Raw genomic sequence first — 19,016 nt, 5'->3', positions numbered from 1 at the left:
ATGAAAACAGATATTAGAAATAAAGATGATATAACCATATTGGTCGACGCTTTTTATTTAAAAGTAAAAACAGATTCGACTATAGGATATTTGTTTACAGAAATTGCGATGACAAACTGGGAGAAACATCTTCCGATTATGTACGATTTTTGGGATAATATTATTTTTCATACTGGAAATTTTGATGGAAATCCTATGTTGAAACATCGAATGTTAGACCAGAAAAGTACGCTTACAGAAGTCCATTTTAAACATTGGACCCAACTTTGGAAAAAAACGGTAAATGATTTGTTTGAAGGAGAAAAAGCTGAAGAGATAAAAGTAAGGGCAGAGAATATTTCTAAATGGATGATGAACAAAGTCATTTCTTAATATAAAAACGGGAACTCAAAAAAGTTCCCGTTTTTAGTTTTTAAAGATATAAGAGATGAATTAATAATTTCTTTTAACCTTATACAAAAAAAGAAAAAATCGTCTTGTTTTGGTATGACTCAAATCATAAGACATCAAATTAATAAAATAATTTGTGATCTATAATTTCAATTTTTTTGTTCTTGCTCATAAGCGATAATGTACGTATTACGGTTTCTACCCGAAGACCTGTAAAATCTGCAATTTCTTGTCTCGTATACGGAATTTTCATTTTTATTGAATTGGCTATATTGTTTTGTTTTTTTAAATTATCTAAAAAATACTGAATGCGATATTCAGGTTTATGATTGACTATATTTTTAGAAAATACAATCTTGTTATAGATTTTCCATGCAAATAACTTGAGTATCTTAAATTGCATTTCAGGGTTTTCTTCAAGAAATGAAAAAAAGTTGTTTTTGGATAGTTTTAAAATAACACAATCTGTTTGAGCAATTGCAGAAGCAGGGTAGGGTTGTCCGATAAAAAGTGGCGGTTCGCCAAAACTATTTCCTTCATTAAAAATGCCAACTGTCAAATCTTTACCATCTTCATTGGTGTAACTCATTTTTACAGTTCCTTCTAAAATTTGAAAATAAGAAACAGCCACATCATTTTCGAAGAAAATAATGGAGTTTTTGGGAATCTTTTTAGCTACAGCTCCCCAAGTGTAAAGTAAGTCAGTATCAATATGCATGGCTAAACAATTAATACGTTGTAAAGAATTGGTTAAGTGTCTGGAATAGTTTTAATTAAAACAAAGAAAGGTATTAAACAAAAAAGAAAACATGATATTTGTTAGCTTTTGAATTGTTTTTAAATTAAAATATACTCTAATGCAATTTTAGAAACTACTGATATGATTTACGATAAGAAATAAAAAAGAAAAAGCATGAAAAAGAGAAGGAAACTCTTTTATCATGCTTTTACGATTGTAGATTAAAAAAATTATTTTCCGTCAACTAATACAAGAGTAACTCTTCTGTTTAGAGGCTTGTTTTCCGCTGGGGTATTTGGAACTAGAGGTTCACTTTCTCCTTTTGAGAATAAATGCATACGATTAGACTCAATTCCTTTATTCTGTAAATAATCTGAAACTGCTTGCGCTCTTTTCATTCCAATTTCAAGATTACGTTTTTCAGTTCCTATATCACAAGTATATCCAGTAATGTTCAGATCTGTGTCTTTGTTTGATTTTAGAATTTTAGCAATTTCATCTAATCTTGAAGCAAGTTCTGGCGTTACGTTGGTATTTCCAACTTCTTGGAAAGCAAGAGGCTGTTTTTCTATATAATTGCGTTCCTGTGTTGTCAGTTCTTTTTTAGTGGGAACTGCTTCTACAACTTTTTGCTGTACAGGAACCTCTTTCTGAACAGGGGCTGTTTCTGTCTGAGTAACTGGTTCTGCTTTTGGCTGTACAGGTTCTGGTTTGTCTTTGGCTAATGAAAAACCTAATTTCAGTTGGATTCCAGCAGATAGGTAACGGCTTTCCTGAACGATTTTGCCATTTCCAATTGTACCGTTTACCTGAATATTGTCAAGTCCGTTCGGGTTGTAAGCTACAATATTGGTATTTGCAGTTTCTTTTGCCAAATCTGTTAAACCGTAATCAACGTACAAACCTGTGTAAAGCTTTGTTTTTTCTGCTAGTTTGAATGTAAGACCAGTTTCAAAACTTAACATAAAAGCTGGATCTAAACTTACAGTAGTTTTATCCTGCCAGTTGGTTACTTTTCCAAATCCGTGAGAAGGCAGATCATCTATCAAAAGATTTATATCAGGATAGTAACCGCTAAGCTGTAATTCAGAAGCCGAAGCTTTTACAGTTTGTTTTCCCGGAAACATAATTTTTCCTCCAAATCCGAAATACAATTGTGTCTGAGAAGCAATTGATGTTCTGTATTGCATCATTAAGGGAATTGCGAAACCAATAAAGTGCTGATCTTCTTTGTAGTTAGTTGGAGTTACCTGATATTCAAATGCAGAAGTCTGGTCATCGACTTCATAAGTTGAGATGGTAGTTCCATTATTCAATTCAAAACTATTTTGATTGTAAGTAACATCAACTCCAGTTGAGATTCCCCAGTGATCGCTGAAGAAATAGGTGTATCCAACACCTATTCCTCCGCCAAATTTTAGTTTACCGTCTCCGATATTGCTATCGTATAGAATTCCAGACGGACCGCCGTTAATTTTAAAATTGATTTCCTGTGCTTTTATCGTGACGCTAAACAGTGTTAGTATAGCTATGGTGGCTTTAATTTTCATTGCTTGTAATTTTAAATTAAATCTCATTTTTATTTAACCAATAAGTTGATTGTTTTTAGCTGACCATCAGCCAGTTTAAGAACAACAATGTATAAGGCTGTTTGCGAAGGAGCGATAATTTGATTTTTGGCTTTTACATTTGAAATAGTTTGCACTAATTTTCCTGCGATGTCATAAATAACTACCTCAGATCCGCTAAGTTGAGATTCGCTAAAATCACACTCTAAAGTAAATTCACCTCCTGGTTTAACTGGGTTAGGATAGATTTTGATTTTCTTGGTGAAAACCGTTCCAGTTGTTTCAATTGGACATGATTTAATTGAATTTCCGTTTTTGTCTTTTGCAATTACATGATAAGTGCCGTTTAATGGTACAATTTCGCTATAATATTGACGAGTTGCGCCAGAAATGGCTGCTCCGTTTTTGTACCATTGCCAAGCTACATAATTGTTAGATTTATTATCAAAGAATAGAACATTTGCCCATTGCTGTATAACAAGCCCAGATTGGCTTATTTCTATCGGTTTAACAACGGCTGTAGCTGCATTATGATTCTGATCTCCATTTTGCGTTGCTGTAATGGTTGAATTTCCTGAACCTGTAATATTTAATGTTGATCCAGAAATTGTTCCTAATGCTGCATTTGCAATGGCATAAGAAACTGGTAAACCACTGTCTGTTGTTGCTGTTAAAGTTACATTGTTTGAATCTGCGCATCCAAATTCTAAAGTTTGGTTCCAAGTAATAGTTTGGTTAGCTTTAGTAATTTCAAATTCAGCACCTGTAAAAGCAATTACATAATCTGCACCAGGATTTATTGTTCCTAGTTTAATGTTGTATTTTCCAACATTTTCTCCAGCATCTCTCGAAAGCAGACCAGTAAGTATTGAGTTTGTATCTCCGTTAGCAAAGCCTAAAGCTGTGTAATTGAATACAGGATCTACTGTGCCATACACTTTGGTATGACCTGCTGCTGCAGCTATAGTAAGAGTATACTTTTGTGTTGTAAAACTTACTTCGTTTCCATAATTAATAAAACCATTACTGTTTACAGCATAAGTTCTAACGTAATAAGTTCTATTTCCTCTAAGTCCAGATAAAGAGTTTGTAAATGTTCCTAATGCAGCGGTAACATTAATTTTAGTATCGGCTGTAGTAGGGTTGGCATGTTGTGCATATACAAAACCAACTTCTGTCAAGCAAGATCCGCTATCAACATTAATTCCAGTAGAAGATGAAGTACCAGATAATGAAGCACCAGTTGTAGTTATTCCTGATACAACTGCAGTATTTAAATTAACTGGATTAGCAGGTTGAGTTACCTCAACAGTTGCAGTAGCTGTACAAGAATTATCATCTGTAATAGTTACAGTGTAAGTTCCAGCTACAAGACCAGTTGCTGTAGCAGCTGTTCCGCCAGATGGAGCCCAAGAGTAAGTATAAGCCCCTGTACCTCCTGTTACGCTTACTGTAGCCGATCCGTTATTTCCGTTATGGCAAGATACTGCCACAGGAGTTGTAGTTAAGGCCAAAGCATCAGGTTGAGTAATGGTGATGGTGTTACTAGTAGAACATGAGTTTTCATCTGTAATAGTTACAATGTATTCTCCTGCAGTAAGACCAGTTGCTGTTGCAGCAGTTCCTCCAGATGGAGACCAAGAATAGGTATAGTTTCCAGTTCCTCCAATTGCAGTTACAGATGCTGTACCATTATCACCTCCGTTACAAGTAACATTGGTTTTGGTATATGTTGCTGAAAGAGCTGTAGGTTCTGTAATTTGTACCGACTTGGATACAAAACATCCGTTTGCATCGGTAACAGTTACGGTATAAGTATTTGGACTTAATCCAGTTGCTGTTGCATCAGTTCCTCCAGACGGAGACCAAGAGTATGTATAAGTTCCAGTTCCTCCAGAAGGAGTTACAGTTGCTGTTCCGTTATTTGCTTGATTACATAAAACATCTGTTTTTGCTATTGTTGCTGTAAGAGCAGACGGCTCAGTAATAGTTACGCTTGCCGTAGTCTGACATAGGTTAGCATCTTTTATAGTTACTGTATAAGTTCCTGCAGATAATCCGCTTGCGGTTGCATTAGTTCCTCCTGATGGTGACCAAGAATACGTATAAAGTCCTGTTCCTCCAGTTACATTTACTGTTGCAGATCCGTTAGAACCTCCATTGCAAGAAACATCAGTTTGAGATGTTGTAGCAATAAGGGCATCTGGTTCTGTTATGGTAACACTTTGTGTTTTAGTACAAGAGTTAGCATCTTTTACGGTTACGATGTAAGTTCCCGCTTTAAGACCAGTTGCAGTAGCTGTTGATTGAGCAGGTGTTGTATCCCATGAATACGTATATACGCCAGTTCCTCCGGTTGCTGAAATACTTGCAGAACCATTGTTTCCGCCATTGCAGCTAACATTTGTTTTTGCGCCTGGCGTTATTACAATAGCTGATGGTTGAGCGATAGTAAAGTTTTTCACAATAGAGCATCCATTGCTAGCGATAATTTTTACAGAATAATTTCCTGCAGTAAGGCCGGTAGCTGTCTCAGTGTTTCCTACATTTGGAGTCCACTCGTAGGTAAACGGTCCAGGAGCCCCTGATGGAGTAACCCAAGCAGAGCCTGTATTTGCTCCATTACAAAGCAAATCAGTTTTACCAGTAGTAGCGACTAGGGTATTGGTTGTATTGATCGTAACGCTTCTCATAATAGAACAACCATTGCCATCTGTGATTACACAGTAATAAGTACCAGCTGTTAATCCGCTTGCTGTAGCAGCAGCTCCTCCAGAAGGTGACCAAGAATAGCTATAACCTCCCACACCTCCAGATGGTGTTACTGTGGCTTGACCGCCAGTAGAACAAGTCGCATCTATTTGAGATGTAGTCGCATTTAGTGCAGATGGTTCACCAATGATAAAAGTTTTAGTAATAAAACAGCTGTTAGCATCTGTAATTTTACAAGTGTAAGTACCAGCAGAAAGTCCAGTAGCCGTAGCTGCCGCTCCTCCAGATGGAGACCATAAATAGGTAAGGTTGCCAGAACCACCAGATGCGGTAACAGTTGCTGTTCCAGTCGCTCCGCCATTGCATAAAACATCTGTTTGAGATTGTGTAGCGTCTAAAACTGAAGGTTCTGAAATATTGAAGGTCTGAGAAGTCTGGCAAGTATTAGCATCTTGTACCGTTACAGTATAAATTCCTGCTTGAAGACCAGATGCAGTTGCAGCAGTTCCTCCAGATGGAGCCCAAGAGTAAGTATAAGCTCCAGTTCCTCCAGTAACATTTACAGTTGCTGTACCATTTGATCCTCCATTACAAGAAACATTGGTTTGACCACCGTTGCTTGCTGCAAGTACAGGTGGCTGAGATATAGAAAAGTTTCTAGTTGCTTGACATCCTTTGGAATCGGTTACTGTTACTGTATAAGTTCCAGCAGAAAGTCCGGTTGCAGAGGCAGTTGTTTGAATAGGAGTTGTATTCCAAGAATAAGTGTAACCTGGAGTTCCCCCAGTTGGTGCAACTGTTGCAGTACCGTTAGCGCCTCCATAGCAGGACACATTGGTTTGACCTCCACCAGTCGCCGCACTTAATACTGCTGCAGGCTGTGCAATAACAAAGGTTCTAAATGCTTGACATCCATTAGCATCGGTTACGGTTACAGTGTAAGTGCCTGCTGCAAGACCTGTTGCTATTGCTGCGGTTCCTCCAGAAGGTGCCCATGAATAGGTATATGCTCCAGTTCCTCCAGTTGGGGTAACCATTGCAGTACCGTTGTTGCCTCCTCTGCAAGCTACGTCTGTTTTGCTTGCTCCAGTTAATAGGCTTATAGCTGAGGCTGGCTGTCCAATAGTATAGCTTCTTGTTGCTTGGCATCCATTAGCATCGGTTACGGTTACAGTGTAAGTGCCTGCTACAAGACCTGTTGCTGTTGCTGCAGTTCCTCCAGTAGGTGCCCAAGAATAGGTATAACCAGGAGTTCCTCCAGTAGGGGCAACTGTTGCAGTACCGTTCGCGCCACCATTACATGATACGTCTGTTTGACCTCCTCCAGTTAATGTGCTTAAAGCTGTGGCCGGCTGACCAACAACAATATTGCTTATAGTAAAACTGCAATTGTAGGCATCTCTTATTGTAACAGAGTATGTTCCTCCAATAAGTCCTGTTCTATCTTGAGTTGTTGGTCCATCACTCCAGTTGTACGTATAGGCTGGCGTACCTCCAGATGGTGTAAGATCAATAGAACCATTAGATCCGCCATTACATGAAGCATTGCTTACGGTTACATTTCCTCCAAGTGCAGCATTAGATTGATTAACAGTATAGCTAAAAGGTCTTGAACAACTATTGCCATCACTAATTGTTACGTTATATGTGCCTGCAATTAGTCCTGTTCTATTTTGTGTAGTCACTCCATCATTCCATAAATAGCTATAGCCTCCAACACCACCAGACGGATTAAGAACAATGCTTCCTGTATTTCCTCCAAAACAAGCAATATTAGTTATAGTTGCTGATGTAGAAATCAAAGGAGGCTGAGTAACTAAGATATCACTAATAGTTTTAGTACAACTATTAGTATCGGTTATTGTAACAGAGTATGAGCCAACTGGAATTCCTGCTCGATCTTCAGTTGTTATACCATCATTCCATAGGAAAGTATAAGGTCCAGTTCCTCCTGAAGGTGTAAGATCTATAGCTCCAGTGCTTCCGCCGTTGCATGCTACAGTGGTTACATTTGTTGTTCCGTTAAGTGCTGCTGTAGGCTGGCCAACTGCAATATTACTTACGACCATGCTACAATTGTTAGAATCGGTAATGGTAACAGAATAAGAGCCAGCAGCAAGATTTGTTCTATCCTGTGTTGTTATTCCGCCTCCCCAGTTATAGGTATATGATCCGCTTCCTCCTGTAGGAGTAAGATCTATGGCTCCATTACTTCCTCCAAAACAGGATACATTAGTAACAGTATATGGTCCTTGTATAGCCGAGTCTTGTCCTATAGTAAAAGTTTTGGATGTCATGCTTCCTTCGCTATCTGTTATATTAACCGAATAATTAGATGGCATTAAACCTGTTATTGTTGCTGCAGTCGAACCAGTAGACCATGCATAAGTATAAGGTGCTTTTCCTCCTGAAGGAGTTACTGTCGCCGTTCCGTTGTTAACGCCACTGCAAGCATTTTTTTGTGACTGTACAGCAGATAAGGGTGCATTTGTCAAAAATGATGCAGGAGTGCCATAAGTAATTCCAGCTGAATTCGATGCATAAGCCGCATAATGTATAGTAGTTCCCGAAGGAAGCAAAGTTGCATTTACACTAAAAGTGCCAGTACCAATACTTGCCGACAAATTTGTTACATTCGAACCGCCAATAACAGGATTTGGCATAAGAGACCAAACAATACCTCTACTCAGTATTGTGTCACCACCATCAGTGTTTGAACCTCCTAATGTAGCAGTGAGAGCTCCGTAGTTTGTTACGGGAGCAGTGGTGGTTACTGATGGAACTGTTGTACAAGTTAAATTTGGAGTATAATTGCTAGGTAAAATTCCTTGAGTAGTCCCAGGAGGAACAGAAGTTGCTGATGTGAAAGTCCAATTCGTATAGTTATTAATACTAGCTCTTAAAACAGCAGAAGTACCAACTAAAGTTCCTGTATATTTTGCGAAATACTGACTTTCTTCATTGGTCCCAGGAAATAAAGCAACACAATTCACTCCGTTAGTTAATCCCGGCGGTATGATACTCTCAGCACCTCCAAGACCAGTTGTTATGCTGCGGCTATTCCAATGCGTTGTGGAATCATAATTGAGAGAATTAAAATCGCCATGAATACCTGCTAAAAAAGTAATCGTGGCTGCCGAAATTGCAGGTCTAACGGTATTAGCAGTACTTTGATAAGCTAGCATTTGATCGCCTGCAGATAGGTTAAAACTGTAAGTAGCTCCATCTGGATTAATTACAAAATCAGAAGTTGATCCACCTGTTACTGTAAAGACATTGTTTGTAGTAGTTTCAATAACTGAGATGATTTTTCCACAAGTTACCCCAGGTGGTATTGTCCATTTGATGTGCGGCTCCCCACTACCGATCCAGCGAGATTCAGTGGGACCATCTGCAGCGAGACCTTCTTCAGTGAAGTATACAATTTCTCCTGCTGGTAGATTTTTTAGGGCTATAAAGCTGAAACCATCCAAGCCTCCAGTATCAAAGCCGATAAAAGCAATATCACCAGGCCCTAAAGTTTGTCCTTTTATATTTTGATGTAAACCAAAGACGCAAAAGAACGTTAAAAATAAAAGTAATTTTTTTTTCATAACATACAGTTTAGTTAATGACATAGATAAGCATTGTCCCAGCCTCCCACATAATCAGGTTTTGTCTGTGAGGCAAAAGCCTTAATAAAATCCCCATCGTTTATCAATGTTTCAATTTTTCTAAAGCTTATATTATTTAAGGGATCTAAGTTTAATTGGTATATATAATGGTTAAATAGTGTTCTGTTAGTATCCTTATCAAATCGGATAGTGCCTCTCGGGCCTTCAATATTTAATCTGTGCATTTCTTCAATTAAAGAACTTGTTTCTAAATTTCTGGCATTTAAAAGTAAATTCTTTAATATCAGACCATTTTCGTAACCTAAAACCGAAAATAGAGATGGATTTTCATTATAAACTTCCTTATATCCCGAAGTAAAATCTGCTGACTCTGTATCGTTTTGCATCCAGCTGCTGACTACATAAAGTTCATGGGGATTATTTTTATATTCATCCAAAATTTTATCATTGATAAAAAAAGGCGTTACATAAAAAGGATATTTTTGAGTAAGTTTATTTTGTTTTAAAAAATCAGCATTCTCGTCTGCATATAAACCGCTATAAAAAGCAAAAACAGCATTGGGTTGCTGCGTATTTATAATCTGATCCATATATAACGCTTCATTTTCTCTTGGCATAAAAGGAGTAATGTAATGCCCCGTAAAATGAGTTTTTTCTTTAAACGCATATTCTAATGCAGAAAGCAAACCATATCCCGAATCATAATAAGAAGTAGAAGTTGCTACCTGATATTCATTGTTTGAAAAATATTGGCCTAAAAAATAGCAAGAATCAGTTAGTCCTAATGAATTTATAAATATTCCTTTGTGTTCAGAGGTTTGATAAGGAGTTGTTGCTCCCAAATCTGCAACCAATAATAAAATATCATTATTAGATGCATATTTATAGACTTCAGGTATATTACGATGTCCCAGAAAGCCAATAACAATTGATATATCTTCTTGAAAAGTAAACTTCTGAAGTTTATCAATTATTAGTTTTTCATCTGCACCAATACCAATACTTTCTACAAAAAATTTTACGTTTAGATTATTGAGTTTCAAACCCCTTATAAAATCTTTATCTAATGAAGGATACTGTTGCGACTTTGGAAGTAAAATACCTATTTTAATGTCGTTATCCATAAAATGAGATTAAAAAAATAGAGGCAAAAAATGCCTCTATTTTGAATTATTAGTTTCTAGATGGAAAAATTCCTTGTAATGCAATACACATGTTAATAGTAAGGTATGGATTATGTAAATCAAAAGGTTGAGTTCCTCCAGCTATACTTGTGTTTCCTCCTAAAGTTGCAGTTGCAGAAATACCGCCTATTTTAGCAGTTCCAGTTCCTGGTTCACTGTAAATATTTGGTGTTGAACCGCCTGAAGATAAAGAGTTGTTTCCGTTATCAGTTTCGTTAGAAATTGTTCCTCCAGTTGCAGCATTAGTAGTTAAAGCTAATGAAACAGTTCCAGTTGTAAGACTATGTACGTGGGCAGGCATGTTTGGTGTCAATAATGTCATCGTTTCGCTGCCAGCTTTTTGACCCATTACATAATTATTAAGACCTGGTCCTTGACCAAAGTGAATAGGAGTTCTACCTCTTAGATCTGGAAGAGCGAATGTACTCATACCATCTCCGCCGTACATTGTTCCCAATAATGAAAATAATGCTGAATTTTGTGAAATCGACATGATTTGGCCATTGCAATAGGCGAATCCTCTTGGTGGATAATTAAACGCGAAACTTAAAATAGTTCCCATGTATACTTCCATCATAATTTTTTAGATTTAATAGTTAATGTTAGTTTTCGTAGTATTTTACTACAATGCTAAATTACTTTATAACTAAATTATGGGTACGCGGGTTTATACGTGTTTTTGCTAAAATGCTATTATTTAACATTTTACTTTAAAAGCAAGAAAATAATTCAATATTTTAGATCAGAATAAGGCTATTTAATGCAATAAAAAAGGCAGTAATTCGTTACTGCCTTTTTTTGTGTTTTAACTTGAGAATGTCAAGCCTTTATTTTTGAAGCTCACATAAAGTTCTTGTCTTGCGGAACTTATAGTTTCTTCAGTTCTGTAAATGCTACACCAGAACTTTATTAAAAGTTTATATTTTCCATCAGAAATTGAGCTGTAATATATTTGTGACGGTTTTGAATTGTTTACCAACGGAAGATTGGCAAGAGTTTCATTTACCGTTGTATTAATCTCCTCAGGAATCGTTTCTCCATTGATTTCAAAAGTTATTTCAACCAATTTAAAATTGTCCGTATACGTCCAATTGGTAATATTTTGAGATAATAAGTTACCATTCGGAATAATGATTTCGGCGCCGTTTGGAGCATTGATTTTTGTTGTTCTTAATCCCATCGATTTGATACGGCCAGATTCTGAGCTAATTTCGACAACATCACCAACTTGAATTGGCTTATCGAAAATCAAGATAATTCCAGATACAAAATTGTTGACAATGTTTTGAAGTCCAAGTCCAACACCGACACCTAAAGCACCTAAAAGAATACTCAATTTATCTAAAGGCATTCCAGACGCCGCAACAGCAAGTAAATAACCGCTTATCAGAACAACCAATCGTGTAATAAGCAATTTTGAATGTTGTCTTTTATTAATATTTTCTTCGTTTTCATCATCTATTTCACCAAAGAAATAAGCAACATATTTCTGCAATAAGTGTGCAGCCCAGATAATAATGAAGAATAAAACGATATTACCCAGCGTAAACGTAATGCTTCCAATTGTATTTGGATGGCTTAATAATTTGGTTAATGAACTTCTCAATGACTCCCAGATATTCAAATTCGAAGCAATTACAATTAGCCACATATAGCTAATGACAATGATAAAAGGTCTTTTCAAAGTATCTGATAAACTTTCGTAATCAAACATTTTTTCAATTCCTCTTTTTACTCTAGTAGTATAAATTTGAAGTAAAATAATTTCTAAAATAATCTTCAAAAGTACACTTAAAGCAACAATTTGGGTGAGCGATATAAAAGCTGTAAGACTTAACATATTAGAAAGAGAAACTCTTCCGAATAAATTATAAAGAATAGACAGAACATTTAAACCAATAAAAATGATACTTGCCCATTTAAAAAAGCCTTTTATATAAAGTTCTTCTTTAAGTGTTTTGATCTGAACTAAACCGTAACGAATTCCTAAAATATTAATGGCTACAAAAGCAAAACGTTGCAATAATCCAATCGTGATAAACAAGTCAAGAAAGCAAAGCGCAAAAAATAATCCTAAAAGAAAAAGCCAATTTCTCATGGCAACTCCAGACCACTGATTTTTGAAAAGAAATATTAAAACACCAAGCAAGAAAAGCTGAATCAATTCTAAAAATAGAGCAGGAGCATACAAATTGGTAACCACGGCAATATTTAATGCAATGACCAAAACAGGAAGCAAAGCACCGCGGTTTAAGTATTTAAAGTTTAAAAGCAAAAGGTTTTCAGCATAACCATTTGTTTTAAGGTATTTGATGTTTCGGGAAATGTACCAAAACAGAAGTCCCATAAAGAAACACAAAGTGATAAGTCCGCCAGCTTTGTAGCTTAAGTAGTAAGCGGCGACATTTTCTTCAATTATAATTTTTGCTTTAATATTGTGAGTTACCCTTTTCTTAGCTGCTGTGTCATTAATTTGCCATAAAGAAGGATATTCTTTTTTGAAAATACTTATTCCAGATTTTTCCAGTTTACTTTCAACTGTTGCTAAAGCATTAGAAACCGAAATTTTTCGCTGTACTGTAAGTCTTTTTTTGTTGTTTAAAGTAGTCTGGTTTTTAGTCATTAGACTATCAGTAGCAACATATCTTCTTCTAAGATTTCCGAATTCTTTCTGGAACTGCTTACGACGGATCGTATCTTTTAATAAAGTAATTAAAGTTTTGTCTTTACGCAGATCAATTACACGTTTCTTGATGTTTTCAAGATTCAGATTTCGGTCATTGATGGCTTTGTTCTGTTCTTCTAGTTCCTGTTGGATCTCTTGAAGTACAATGCGGTACATTTGCTGGTTTCGCACATTAGGATTGGCTCCTTTTAAACTGGCTAAGATTAAATCCAGTTTACTTTCAGTACGTTTCATGTCGCCAAATAGATGACGCGTATCGCCTGCGAAATCAATGTCGTTATAGGCAGATTCTAGTACTTCGCCAGCTTTCTCGATTGCCATTAAGTAATCGCTATCTGTTGCGGTAGTATCATTAAACAATCTTCCGCGGTTTTCTTTTTTTGCAGTTTTTTGCTCTTGAGCGTAATTCAGCTGTGAGAAGAAAAGAAGTAAGAATAGAGAGAAAAAATAAAAAGTTCTTTTTTGTATAATCATAATTTTGGGGCTTATATTGTGGTCCCAAAATTAATTTTTTTTAGTAGACTTTCAGTTAAGAAAAATTAAATTTAAAAACTATAACTGAATATTTATCAGAGGTTTTTTATTCCAGATTTCTTGAAGCAATTTCCTGTTGGATTTCTTTTAGAGAATTAGAGTTCGTAATAAGAAAAGCCATTGAGAAAGGAAATATCATTAAACTTAGCACTCCTTTTTCGAGGAATACAAATACAATAATGATTAGCAATAAGATAGCAATTAATATTAAAATTTTAATTGTTGTTTTAACCGTCTTCTGCATTTTTAAGAGCTCTTCAATGCTCATTTCGCTTGGTTTCTTTGTTTTCATTTTCTATTTTTACTTTAGAATTACAACAAATTTTATTTAAAAAACTTTCCAAAACAATAAGTCAGATTTTTTTGACTACCCACAATCATTATGGAAGAAACAGAAACTTGTCCGGCACAAAGACTTTTAAAAATGTTATCTGGAAAATGGAAAGCCGAAATTTTCCGTTTGGCTGTAGAATCGCCTTTGCGTTTTAATAATTTGTTACGCCAAATTCAAGGCTCAAATAAACAATCTTTGGCTACAGCTTTAAAAGAATTGGAAGAAGAAGGGCTTTTGGAAAAAATTACAATTAAGCTAAAACCACTCCATATCGAATATAATTTGACGGAAAAAGGAAAAGCTTTAATTCCAGTTTTTCAGCATTTGGAAGGGTTATCTCAATAAGTCTAAATTGTTAAAAGATATACTCAAACTATTTTTCATAGTGAAAATTATATAATTTGGGTTAAATTTGCGTTGTGCGAAAATTAATTGTCTACATATTCATTTTTCTAATAGCTTCAAACAGCAGTTTTGTACAACAGTTTTACAAATTGCCGATACTGATTGAGCATTATCAAGAGCATAAAAAACTGATGGATTTAAGTTTCATCGATTTCTTGTCTATGCATTACTGGGGAGAAGATTTAAAGGATAATGATGCAGACCGTGATATGCAGCTTCCTTTCAAGACAATTAGCAGTAGTTCCCTTCACTTTGTTTTTATTTTAGACGACAAAGATTTACTTCCAGTCCCTTTTAATCTGGAATTACCTCAATCAAAAATACCAACTTATAGATTTGATCTTCATTCAGATCCAAACCTACTTTCCTTATTCCGACCACCGGTAGCATGATTATTTCTTAAAATTTTTATTGAAGTAGCTGAAGCGTTATGTTTTCGGTTGCTCATCTATTATTTTTTTAATTAATACATTATGCTTAATAAAGTAATTCAGTTCTCAGTTAAGAACAAACTGGCAATTGGAATCTTTACACTGTTGTGGATTGTCTACGGCGTGTATGAGGTTACCCAATTACCAATTGATGCCGTGCCAGATATCACTAATAATCAGGTACAAATTATCACAACAGCACCATCTTTAGGAGCTGAAGATGTAGAAAGACTGATCACTTTCCCAATTGAACAAGCTATTAGCAATATTCCGCATCTTAAAGAAAGCCGCAGTATTTCGCGTTTCGGACTCTCATTAGTAAGTGTTGTTTTTGAAGACGATGCCGATGTGTATTGGGCTAGACAGCAGATCACAGAAAGACTCCAACAGGTAGAAATAGACAGAAATGCTAACAGACCAGAAATGGCTCCAGTAACCACTGGTTTAGGAGAAATTTACCAATATGTTCTAAAACCAAAACCAGGTTTTGAAGAGAAATATTCTCTTGAAGACTTAAGAACAATTCAAGATTGGACAATTAGAAGACAGCTTTTAGGAACAGCAGGAATTGCCGATGTCTCAACTTTTGGAGGAAAGCTTAAACAATATGAAATTGCCGTAAATCCTGCGAGATTAAAAGCGCAGAATTTAACAATAAGTGAAGTTTTTACAGCTTTAAATAATAGCAATGAAAACACTGGAGGCGCTTATATCGAGAAAGGCCCGACCGTATCTTATATTAGGAGTACAGGTTTAGCCAAAAGTATTGAAGATATTGAAAACATTGTGGTTAAAAGCACACAGAGCGGACTTCCAATTTTAGTTAAAGATGTTGCCAATGTCAAAACTTCTTCGGCGATTCGATACGGTGCTTTAACAACAGACGAATATGGAGAATCTGTTGGCGGAATTGTAATGATGTTAAAGGGCGAGAATGCTAATAATGTTATTGTCAATGTAAAAGACAAAATTGCCGAAATTGAAAAAATTCTTCCCGAAGGTTTAAAAATTGAACCTTTTCTTGACAGAACCAAAATGGTAGACAACGCCATTGGAACTGTAGAAAAAAACTTAATTGAAGGAGCTTTAATCGTTGTCCTGATTCTGGTTTTATTCCTTGGAAATCTTAGAGCAGGTTTTATCGTAGCTTCAGTTATTCCGTTGGCGATGCTTTTTGCTATCATTATGATGAATACTTTTGGCGTAAGCGGAAACCTAATGAGCCTTGGCGCCTTAGATTTCGGATTAATTGTAGATGGAGCTGTTATTATTGTGGAAGCTATTTTACATCATCTTCACAGCTCAAAAAAATACAAAGCAATAGATTCTATTTCGCAAGAAGAAATGGATAAAGAAGTGACAGGATCTGCAGCACGTATGATGAATGCAGCAGTTTTTGGACAAATCATCATTCTGATTGTTTATCTGCCAATTCTTTCTTTAGAAGGTATTGAGGGGAAAATGTTCAAGCCAATGGCGCAGACTGTTGCCTTTGCCATTTTAGGAGCTTTCATTTTGTCATTGACTTATGTGCCAATGGTTAGCGCTTTATTCTTAAGCAAAAAAATCAGCCATAAAAAGAATCTTTCTGACCGTATTATGGAAAGATTAGAAAATGCTTACGAAGGCTGGCTTACAAAAGCTTTACGCATTAGAAAAGCAATTGTTATTGGAGCATTTGTACTTTTTGGAATCGCAGTCTTATTGTTTGGAAGAATGGGAGGTGAGTTTATTCCGCAGTTGGAAGAAGGAGATTTTGCCGTTGAAACCCGTTTGCTTTTAGGAACGAATCTTTCTACGACAACAGAAACAATTACAAAAATTTCTAAAGAATTAAAAAAAGAATATCCGGAAGTAGAGCAAGTTGTTTCTAGAATTGGAAGTGCAGAAATTCCAACCGATCCAATGCCAATTGAAGGGGGAGATATGATTATTGTTTTAAAAGACAAATCAGAATGGACAAGTGCTTCTTCGTTTCCTGAATTGGCAGATAAAATGACGAAAACAGTTAAACGAATTGCACCTGGAGTTACTACTGGATTTCAATTTCCTGTTCAAATGCGTTTTAACGAATTAATGACGGGAGCAAAACAAGATTTGGTTTGTAAAATTTACGGGGAAGATCTTCAAAAGCTTTCTGAATATGCTGAAAAACTGGGAGCAATTAGTAAAACTGTTGAAGGTGCAGCCGATTTATACGTAGAAAAAGTAACGGGAATGCCTCAAATCGTAATTGATTACAATTGGGCAGAAATGGCGAAATACGGTTTGCGTGTTGCCGATGTGAATGCAACGATTAACGCCGCTTTTGCAGGTGCTGTTGCTGGAAGTATTTACGAAGGTGAAAAACGTTTTGACATGGTAATTCGTGTAGAAGACAACGGAAGAAAAGGCATTGAAGACGTTCGAAATCTTTTGATTGCAACTCCATCAGGAATGCAGATTCCGCTTTATCAAGTGGCTAAAGTCGATGAAGTGGAAGGTCCAAATCAGATTCAGAGAGAAAATGCAAAACGTAGAATCATTGTCGGATTTAATGTTCGCGGAAGAGACGTTCAATCGATCGTTGAAGAATTGCAGAAAAAAGTGAATCAGCAAATTAAATTTGATCCAGGTTATTACATTACTTATGGAGGAGCTTTTGAAAACCTTCAGCAGGCAAAAGCCAGATTGGGAGTTGCAGTTCCTGTTGCTTTATTAATGATTTTTGCTCTGTTGTATTTTGCTTTTAGATCGTTTAAAGAAGGAATTATCATTTTTACAGCAATTCCGCTATCTGCAATTGGAGGTGTGTTTGCTTTATTCTTGCGAGATATGCCTTTTAGTATTTCGGCTGGAGTTGGGTTTATTGCTCTTTTTGGAGTGGCTGTTTTAAACGGAATCGTATTAATATCCGAATTTAACCGAATTCAAAAACACGGTGAAATCACAGATCCTTTTGATATAATCCTTTTAGGAACCAAAAACAGATTACGTCCAGTTTTAATGACAGCTGCTGTTGCTTCGCTAGGATTTCTTCCAATGGCGTTGAGCAACGGAGCAGGAGCAGAGGTGCAACGACCGCTGGCAACTGTAGTAATCGGTGGATTGGTTACAGCAACTCTTTTAACACTTTTCGTACTTCCAGCTATTTATTTAATGACCTATCACGCAAAAGGATTTTCTAAAAAAAGAAAAAAACACATGAACAATCTAACCATTTTATTGAGCATCTTTTTTATTGGTAATATGGCAAATGCACAAGAATTGCCAATTTCGCTTGACGAATCGATTTCAATTGCGATTCAAAATAACAGAACTATTAAATCGGCTAAATTAAATGAACAGTCTAAAAGTCATTTGCAAAAGACGGGATATAATCTTCCGCAAACGCAAATCGATGCCGATTACGGACAGTTTAATAGCGCACAGAAAGACACCAGATTTGGAATTAGTCAGACTTTTGCTTTCCCTACCGTTTACAGCAATCAGAAAAAAGCATTTCAAGCCGATTTTAATAAGGCAAAAGCTGAAGTGCAGCTAACTTCTCAGGAAATTAAAACCAGAGTCAGAAATGTTTATTATGATTATTTATGGCTTCAAAGCAAAAAAGAACTTTTGGTTTACGCTGATTCCATTTATAGAATTATGGAAAAGAAATCGGATTTAAGATTTAAAGCAGGTGAAGCTAATGTTTTAGAAAAAAGCGCTTCGCAATCTGCGAGACAATTTTACAGCAATCAGCTGGTAATGGTAAACAGAGATATCGAAATTGCTTTAAATTCATTTAATGCAATACTTCAAGATAAAATTGAACATACTCCTAAAAAGCAAAAACTAAAAGCGGTTTTAAATCGAACATCAATCGAAAATTTAAAGACAGAAAATCTTCCTTCCGTTCAACGTTCGCAATTTGAATCGGAATCTGCCAAATGGAGATGGAAAACTGAAAGAGCCAAAATGCTTCCAGAAATTACTTTAGGATATAATAATTTAAGTATTATTGGAACTCAAACTAACGCTTCAGGTCAAGAAGTTTATTATGATAGTTCACAAAGATTTAATTATATAAATGCTGGACTTTCAATCCCTATTTTTTTTACAAGTCAGTCTGAACGAAAAAGAGCCTTAAAAGCGGAGTATGAAAGTTATGCCGAGTTGTCTGAAGCTTTAAAAATTGAAGTAAAAACTAATATTGAAAATGCTGATCGAGAGCTCAAAAAATACGAAGAAAGCTTGGCGTATTATGAAACGGACGGACTAAAAAATGCTCAAACCATTATCGAAGCTTCAAGCAGCCAATTGCAAAACGGTGATATTGACTATTTGCAATGGGTTTTGGTAGTAAATCAGGCCATTACAATTAAAAGTGAATATCTGGACGCGCTGAATGCTTATAATAAAGCAGTCGTGACACTTCAAAATCTAAATAACATCTAA

11 protein-coding genes are annotated in these 19,016 nt (G+C 35.9%); 4 read left to right on the top strand and 7 right to left on the bottom strand.

What is annotated here, in order from left to right; all coding sequences use genetic code 11:
- Positions 1 to 372, top strand: a complete 372-nt coding sequence (locus JI750_RS21310; protein ID WP_202006428.1) for a group III truncated hemoglobin — start codon at positions 1 to 3, stop codon at positions 370 to 372.
- A gap of 139 nt (positions 373 to 511) precedes the next feature.
- Here the strand turns inward: JI750_RS21310 and JI750_RS21305 are convergent, their stop codons facing one another.
- From JI750_RS21305 to JI750_RS21275, 7 genes are all read right to left on the bottom strand, one after another.
- The gene (locus JI750_RS21305) at positions 512 to 1,108 is read right to left on the bottom strand and encodes a Crp/Fnr family transcriptional regulator (protein ID WP_202006427.1); all 597 of its coding nucleotides are present in this window, start codon (positions 1,106 to 1,108) and stop codon (positions 512 to 514) included.
- A gap of 251 nt (positions 1,109 to 1,359) precedes the next feature.
- Positions 1,360 to 2,679 (bottom strand): OmpA family protein, encoded by a 1,320-nt coding sequence (locus JI750_RS21300; RefSeq protein ID WP_202006426.1) that lies wholly within the window; start codon positions 2,677 to 2,679, stop codon positions 1,360 to 1,362.
- A gap of 29 nt (positions 2,680 to 2,708) precedes the next feature.
- Positions 2,709 to 9,002 (bottom strand): MBG domain-containing protein, encoded by a 6,294-nt coding sequence (locus tag JI750_RS21295; protein WP_202006425.1) that lies wholly within the window; start codon positions 9,000 to 9,002, stop codon positions 2,709 to 2,711.
- 14 nt (positions 9,003 to 9,016) lie between these two features.
- A complete protein-coding gene (locus tag JI750_RS21290) occupies positions 9,017 to 10,147 on the bottom strand; it encodes an ABC transporter substrate-binding protein (RefSeq protein WP_202006424.1) in 1,131 nt (376 codons plus the stop codon).
- A gap of 49 nt (positions 10,148 to 10,196) precedes the next feature.
- Positions 10,197 to 10,784, bottom strand: coding sequence for a phage tail protein (locus JI750_RS21285; RefSeq protein WP_369410045.1), 588 nt, complete (start codon positions 10,782 to 10,784; stop codon positions 10,197 to 10,199).
- 228 nt (positions 10,785 to 11,012) lie between these two features.
- Complete coding sequence (locus tag JI750_RS21280; RefSeq protein WP_202006423.1) at positions 11,013 to 13,367, bottom strand: mechanosensitive ion channel family protein; 2,355 nt, start codon at positions 13,365 to 13,367, stop codon at positions 11,013 to 11,015.
- A gap of 106 nt (positions 13,368 to 13,473) precedes the next feature.
- Positions 13,474 to 13,719 (bottom strand): hypothetical protein, encoded by a 246-nt coding sequence (locus JI750_RS21275; RefSeq protein WP_202006422.1) that lies wholly within the window; start codon positions 13,717 to 13,719, stop codon positions 13,474 to 13,476.
- Positions 13,720 to 13,809: 90 nt separating this feature from the next.
- Between JI750_RS21275 and JI750_RS21270 the strand changes: the two genes are divergently transcribed.
- From JI750_RS21270 to JI750_RS21260, 3 genes are all read left to right on the top strand, one after another.
- Positions 13,810 to 14,106 (top strand): winged helix-turn-helix transcriptional regulator, encoded by a 297-nt coding sequence (locus tag JI750_RS21270; protein WP_202006421.1) that lies wholly within the window; start codon positions 13,810 to 13,812, stop codon positions 14,104 to 14,106.
- Between the two features lie 74 nt (positions 14,107 to 14,180).
- Complete coding sequence (locus tag JI750_RS21265) at positions 14,181 to 14,558, top strand: hypothetical protein (RefSeq protein ID WP_202006420.1); 378 nt, start codon at positions 14,181 to 14,183, stop codon at positions 14,556 to 14,558.
- Positions 14,559 to 14,639: 81 nt separating this feature from the next.
- Positions 14,640 to 19,016, top strand: coding sequence for a CusA/CzcA family heavy metal efflux RND transporter (locus tag JI750_RS21260; RefSeq protein ID WP_202006419.1), 4,377 nt, complete (start codon positions 14,640 to 14,642; stop codon positions 19,014 to 19,016).

Source organism: Flavobacterium tagetis (assembly GCF_016735615.1).
Lineage (GTDB): Bacteria > Bacteroidota > Bacteroidia > Flavobacteriales > Flavobacteriaceae > Flavobacterium > Flavobacterium tagetis.
The sequence above is the reverse complement of the archived record's forward strand: the minus strand, read 5'-3'. Positions and strand labels throughout refer to the sequence as shown.

Excerpts from the sequence above, each read along its gene's own strand:
- JI750_RS21285 (WP_369410045.1), bottom strand. The coding sequence starts at position 10,784 with ATGATGGAAGTATACATGGGAACTATTTTAAGTTTCGCGTTTAATTAT.
- JI750_RS21305 (WP_202006427.1), bottom strand. The coding sequence starts at position 1,108 with ATGCATATTGATACTGACTTACTTTACACTTGGGGAGCTGTAGCTAAA.
- JI750_RS21290 (WP_202006424.1), bottom strand. The coding sequence starts at position 10,147 with ATGGATAACGACATTAAAATAGGTATTTTACTTCCAAAGTCGCAACAG.
- JI750_RS21295 (WP_202006425.1), bottom strand. The coding sequence starts at position 9,002 with ATGAAAAAAAAATTACTTTTATTTTTAACGTTCTTTTGCGTCTTTGGT.
- JI750_RS21270 (WP_202006421.1), top strand. The coding sequence starts at position 13,810 with ATGGAAGAAACAGAAACTTGTCCGGCACAAAGACTTTTAAAAATGTTA.
- JI750_RS21300 (WP_202006426.1), bottom strand. The coding sequence starts at position 2,679 with ATGAAAATTAAAGCCACCATAGCTATACTAACACTGTTTAGCGTCACG.
- JI750_RS21280 (WP_202006423.1), bottom strand. The coding sequence starts at position 13,367 with ATGATTATACAAAAAAGAACTTTTTATTTTTTCTCTCTATTCTTACTT.
- JI750_RS21260 (WP_202006419.1), top strand. The coding sequence starts at position 14,640 with ATGCTTAATAAAGTAATTCAGTTCTCAGTTAAGAACAAACTGGCAATT.
- JI750_RS21310 (WP_202006428.1), top strand. The coding sequence starts at position 1 with ATGAAAACAGATATTAGAAATAAAGATGATATAACCATATTGGTCGAC.
- JI750_RS21275 (WP_202006422.1), bottom strand. The coding sequence starts at position 13,719 with ATGAAAACAAAGAAACCAAGCGAAATGAGCATTGAAGAGCTCTTAAAA.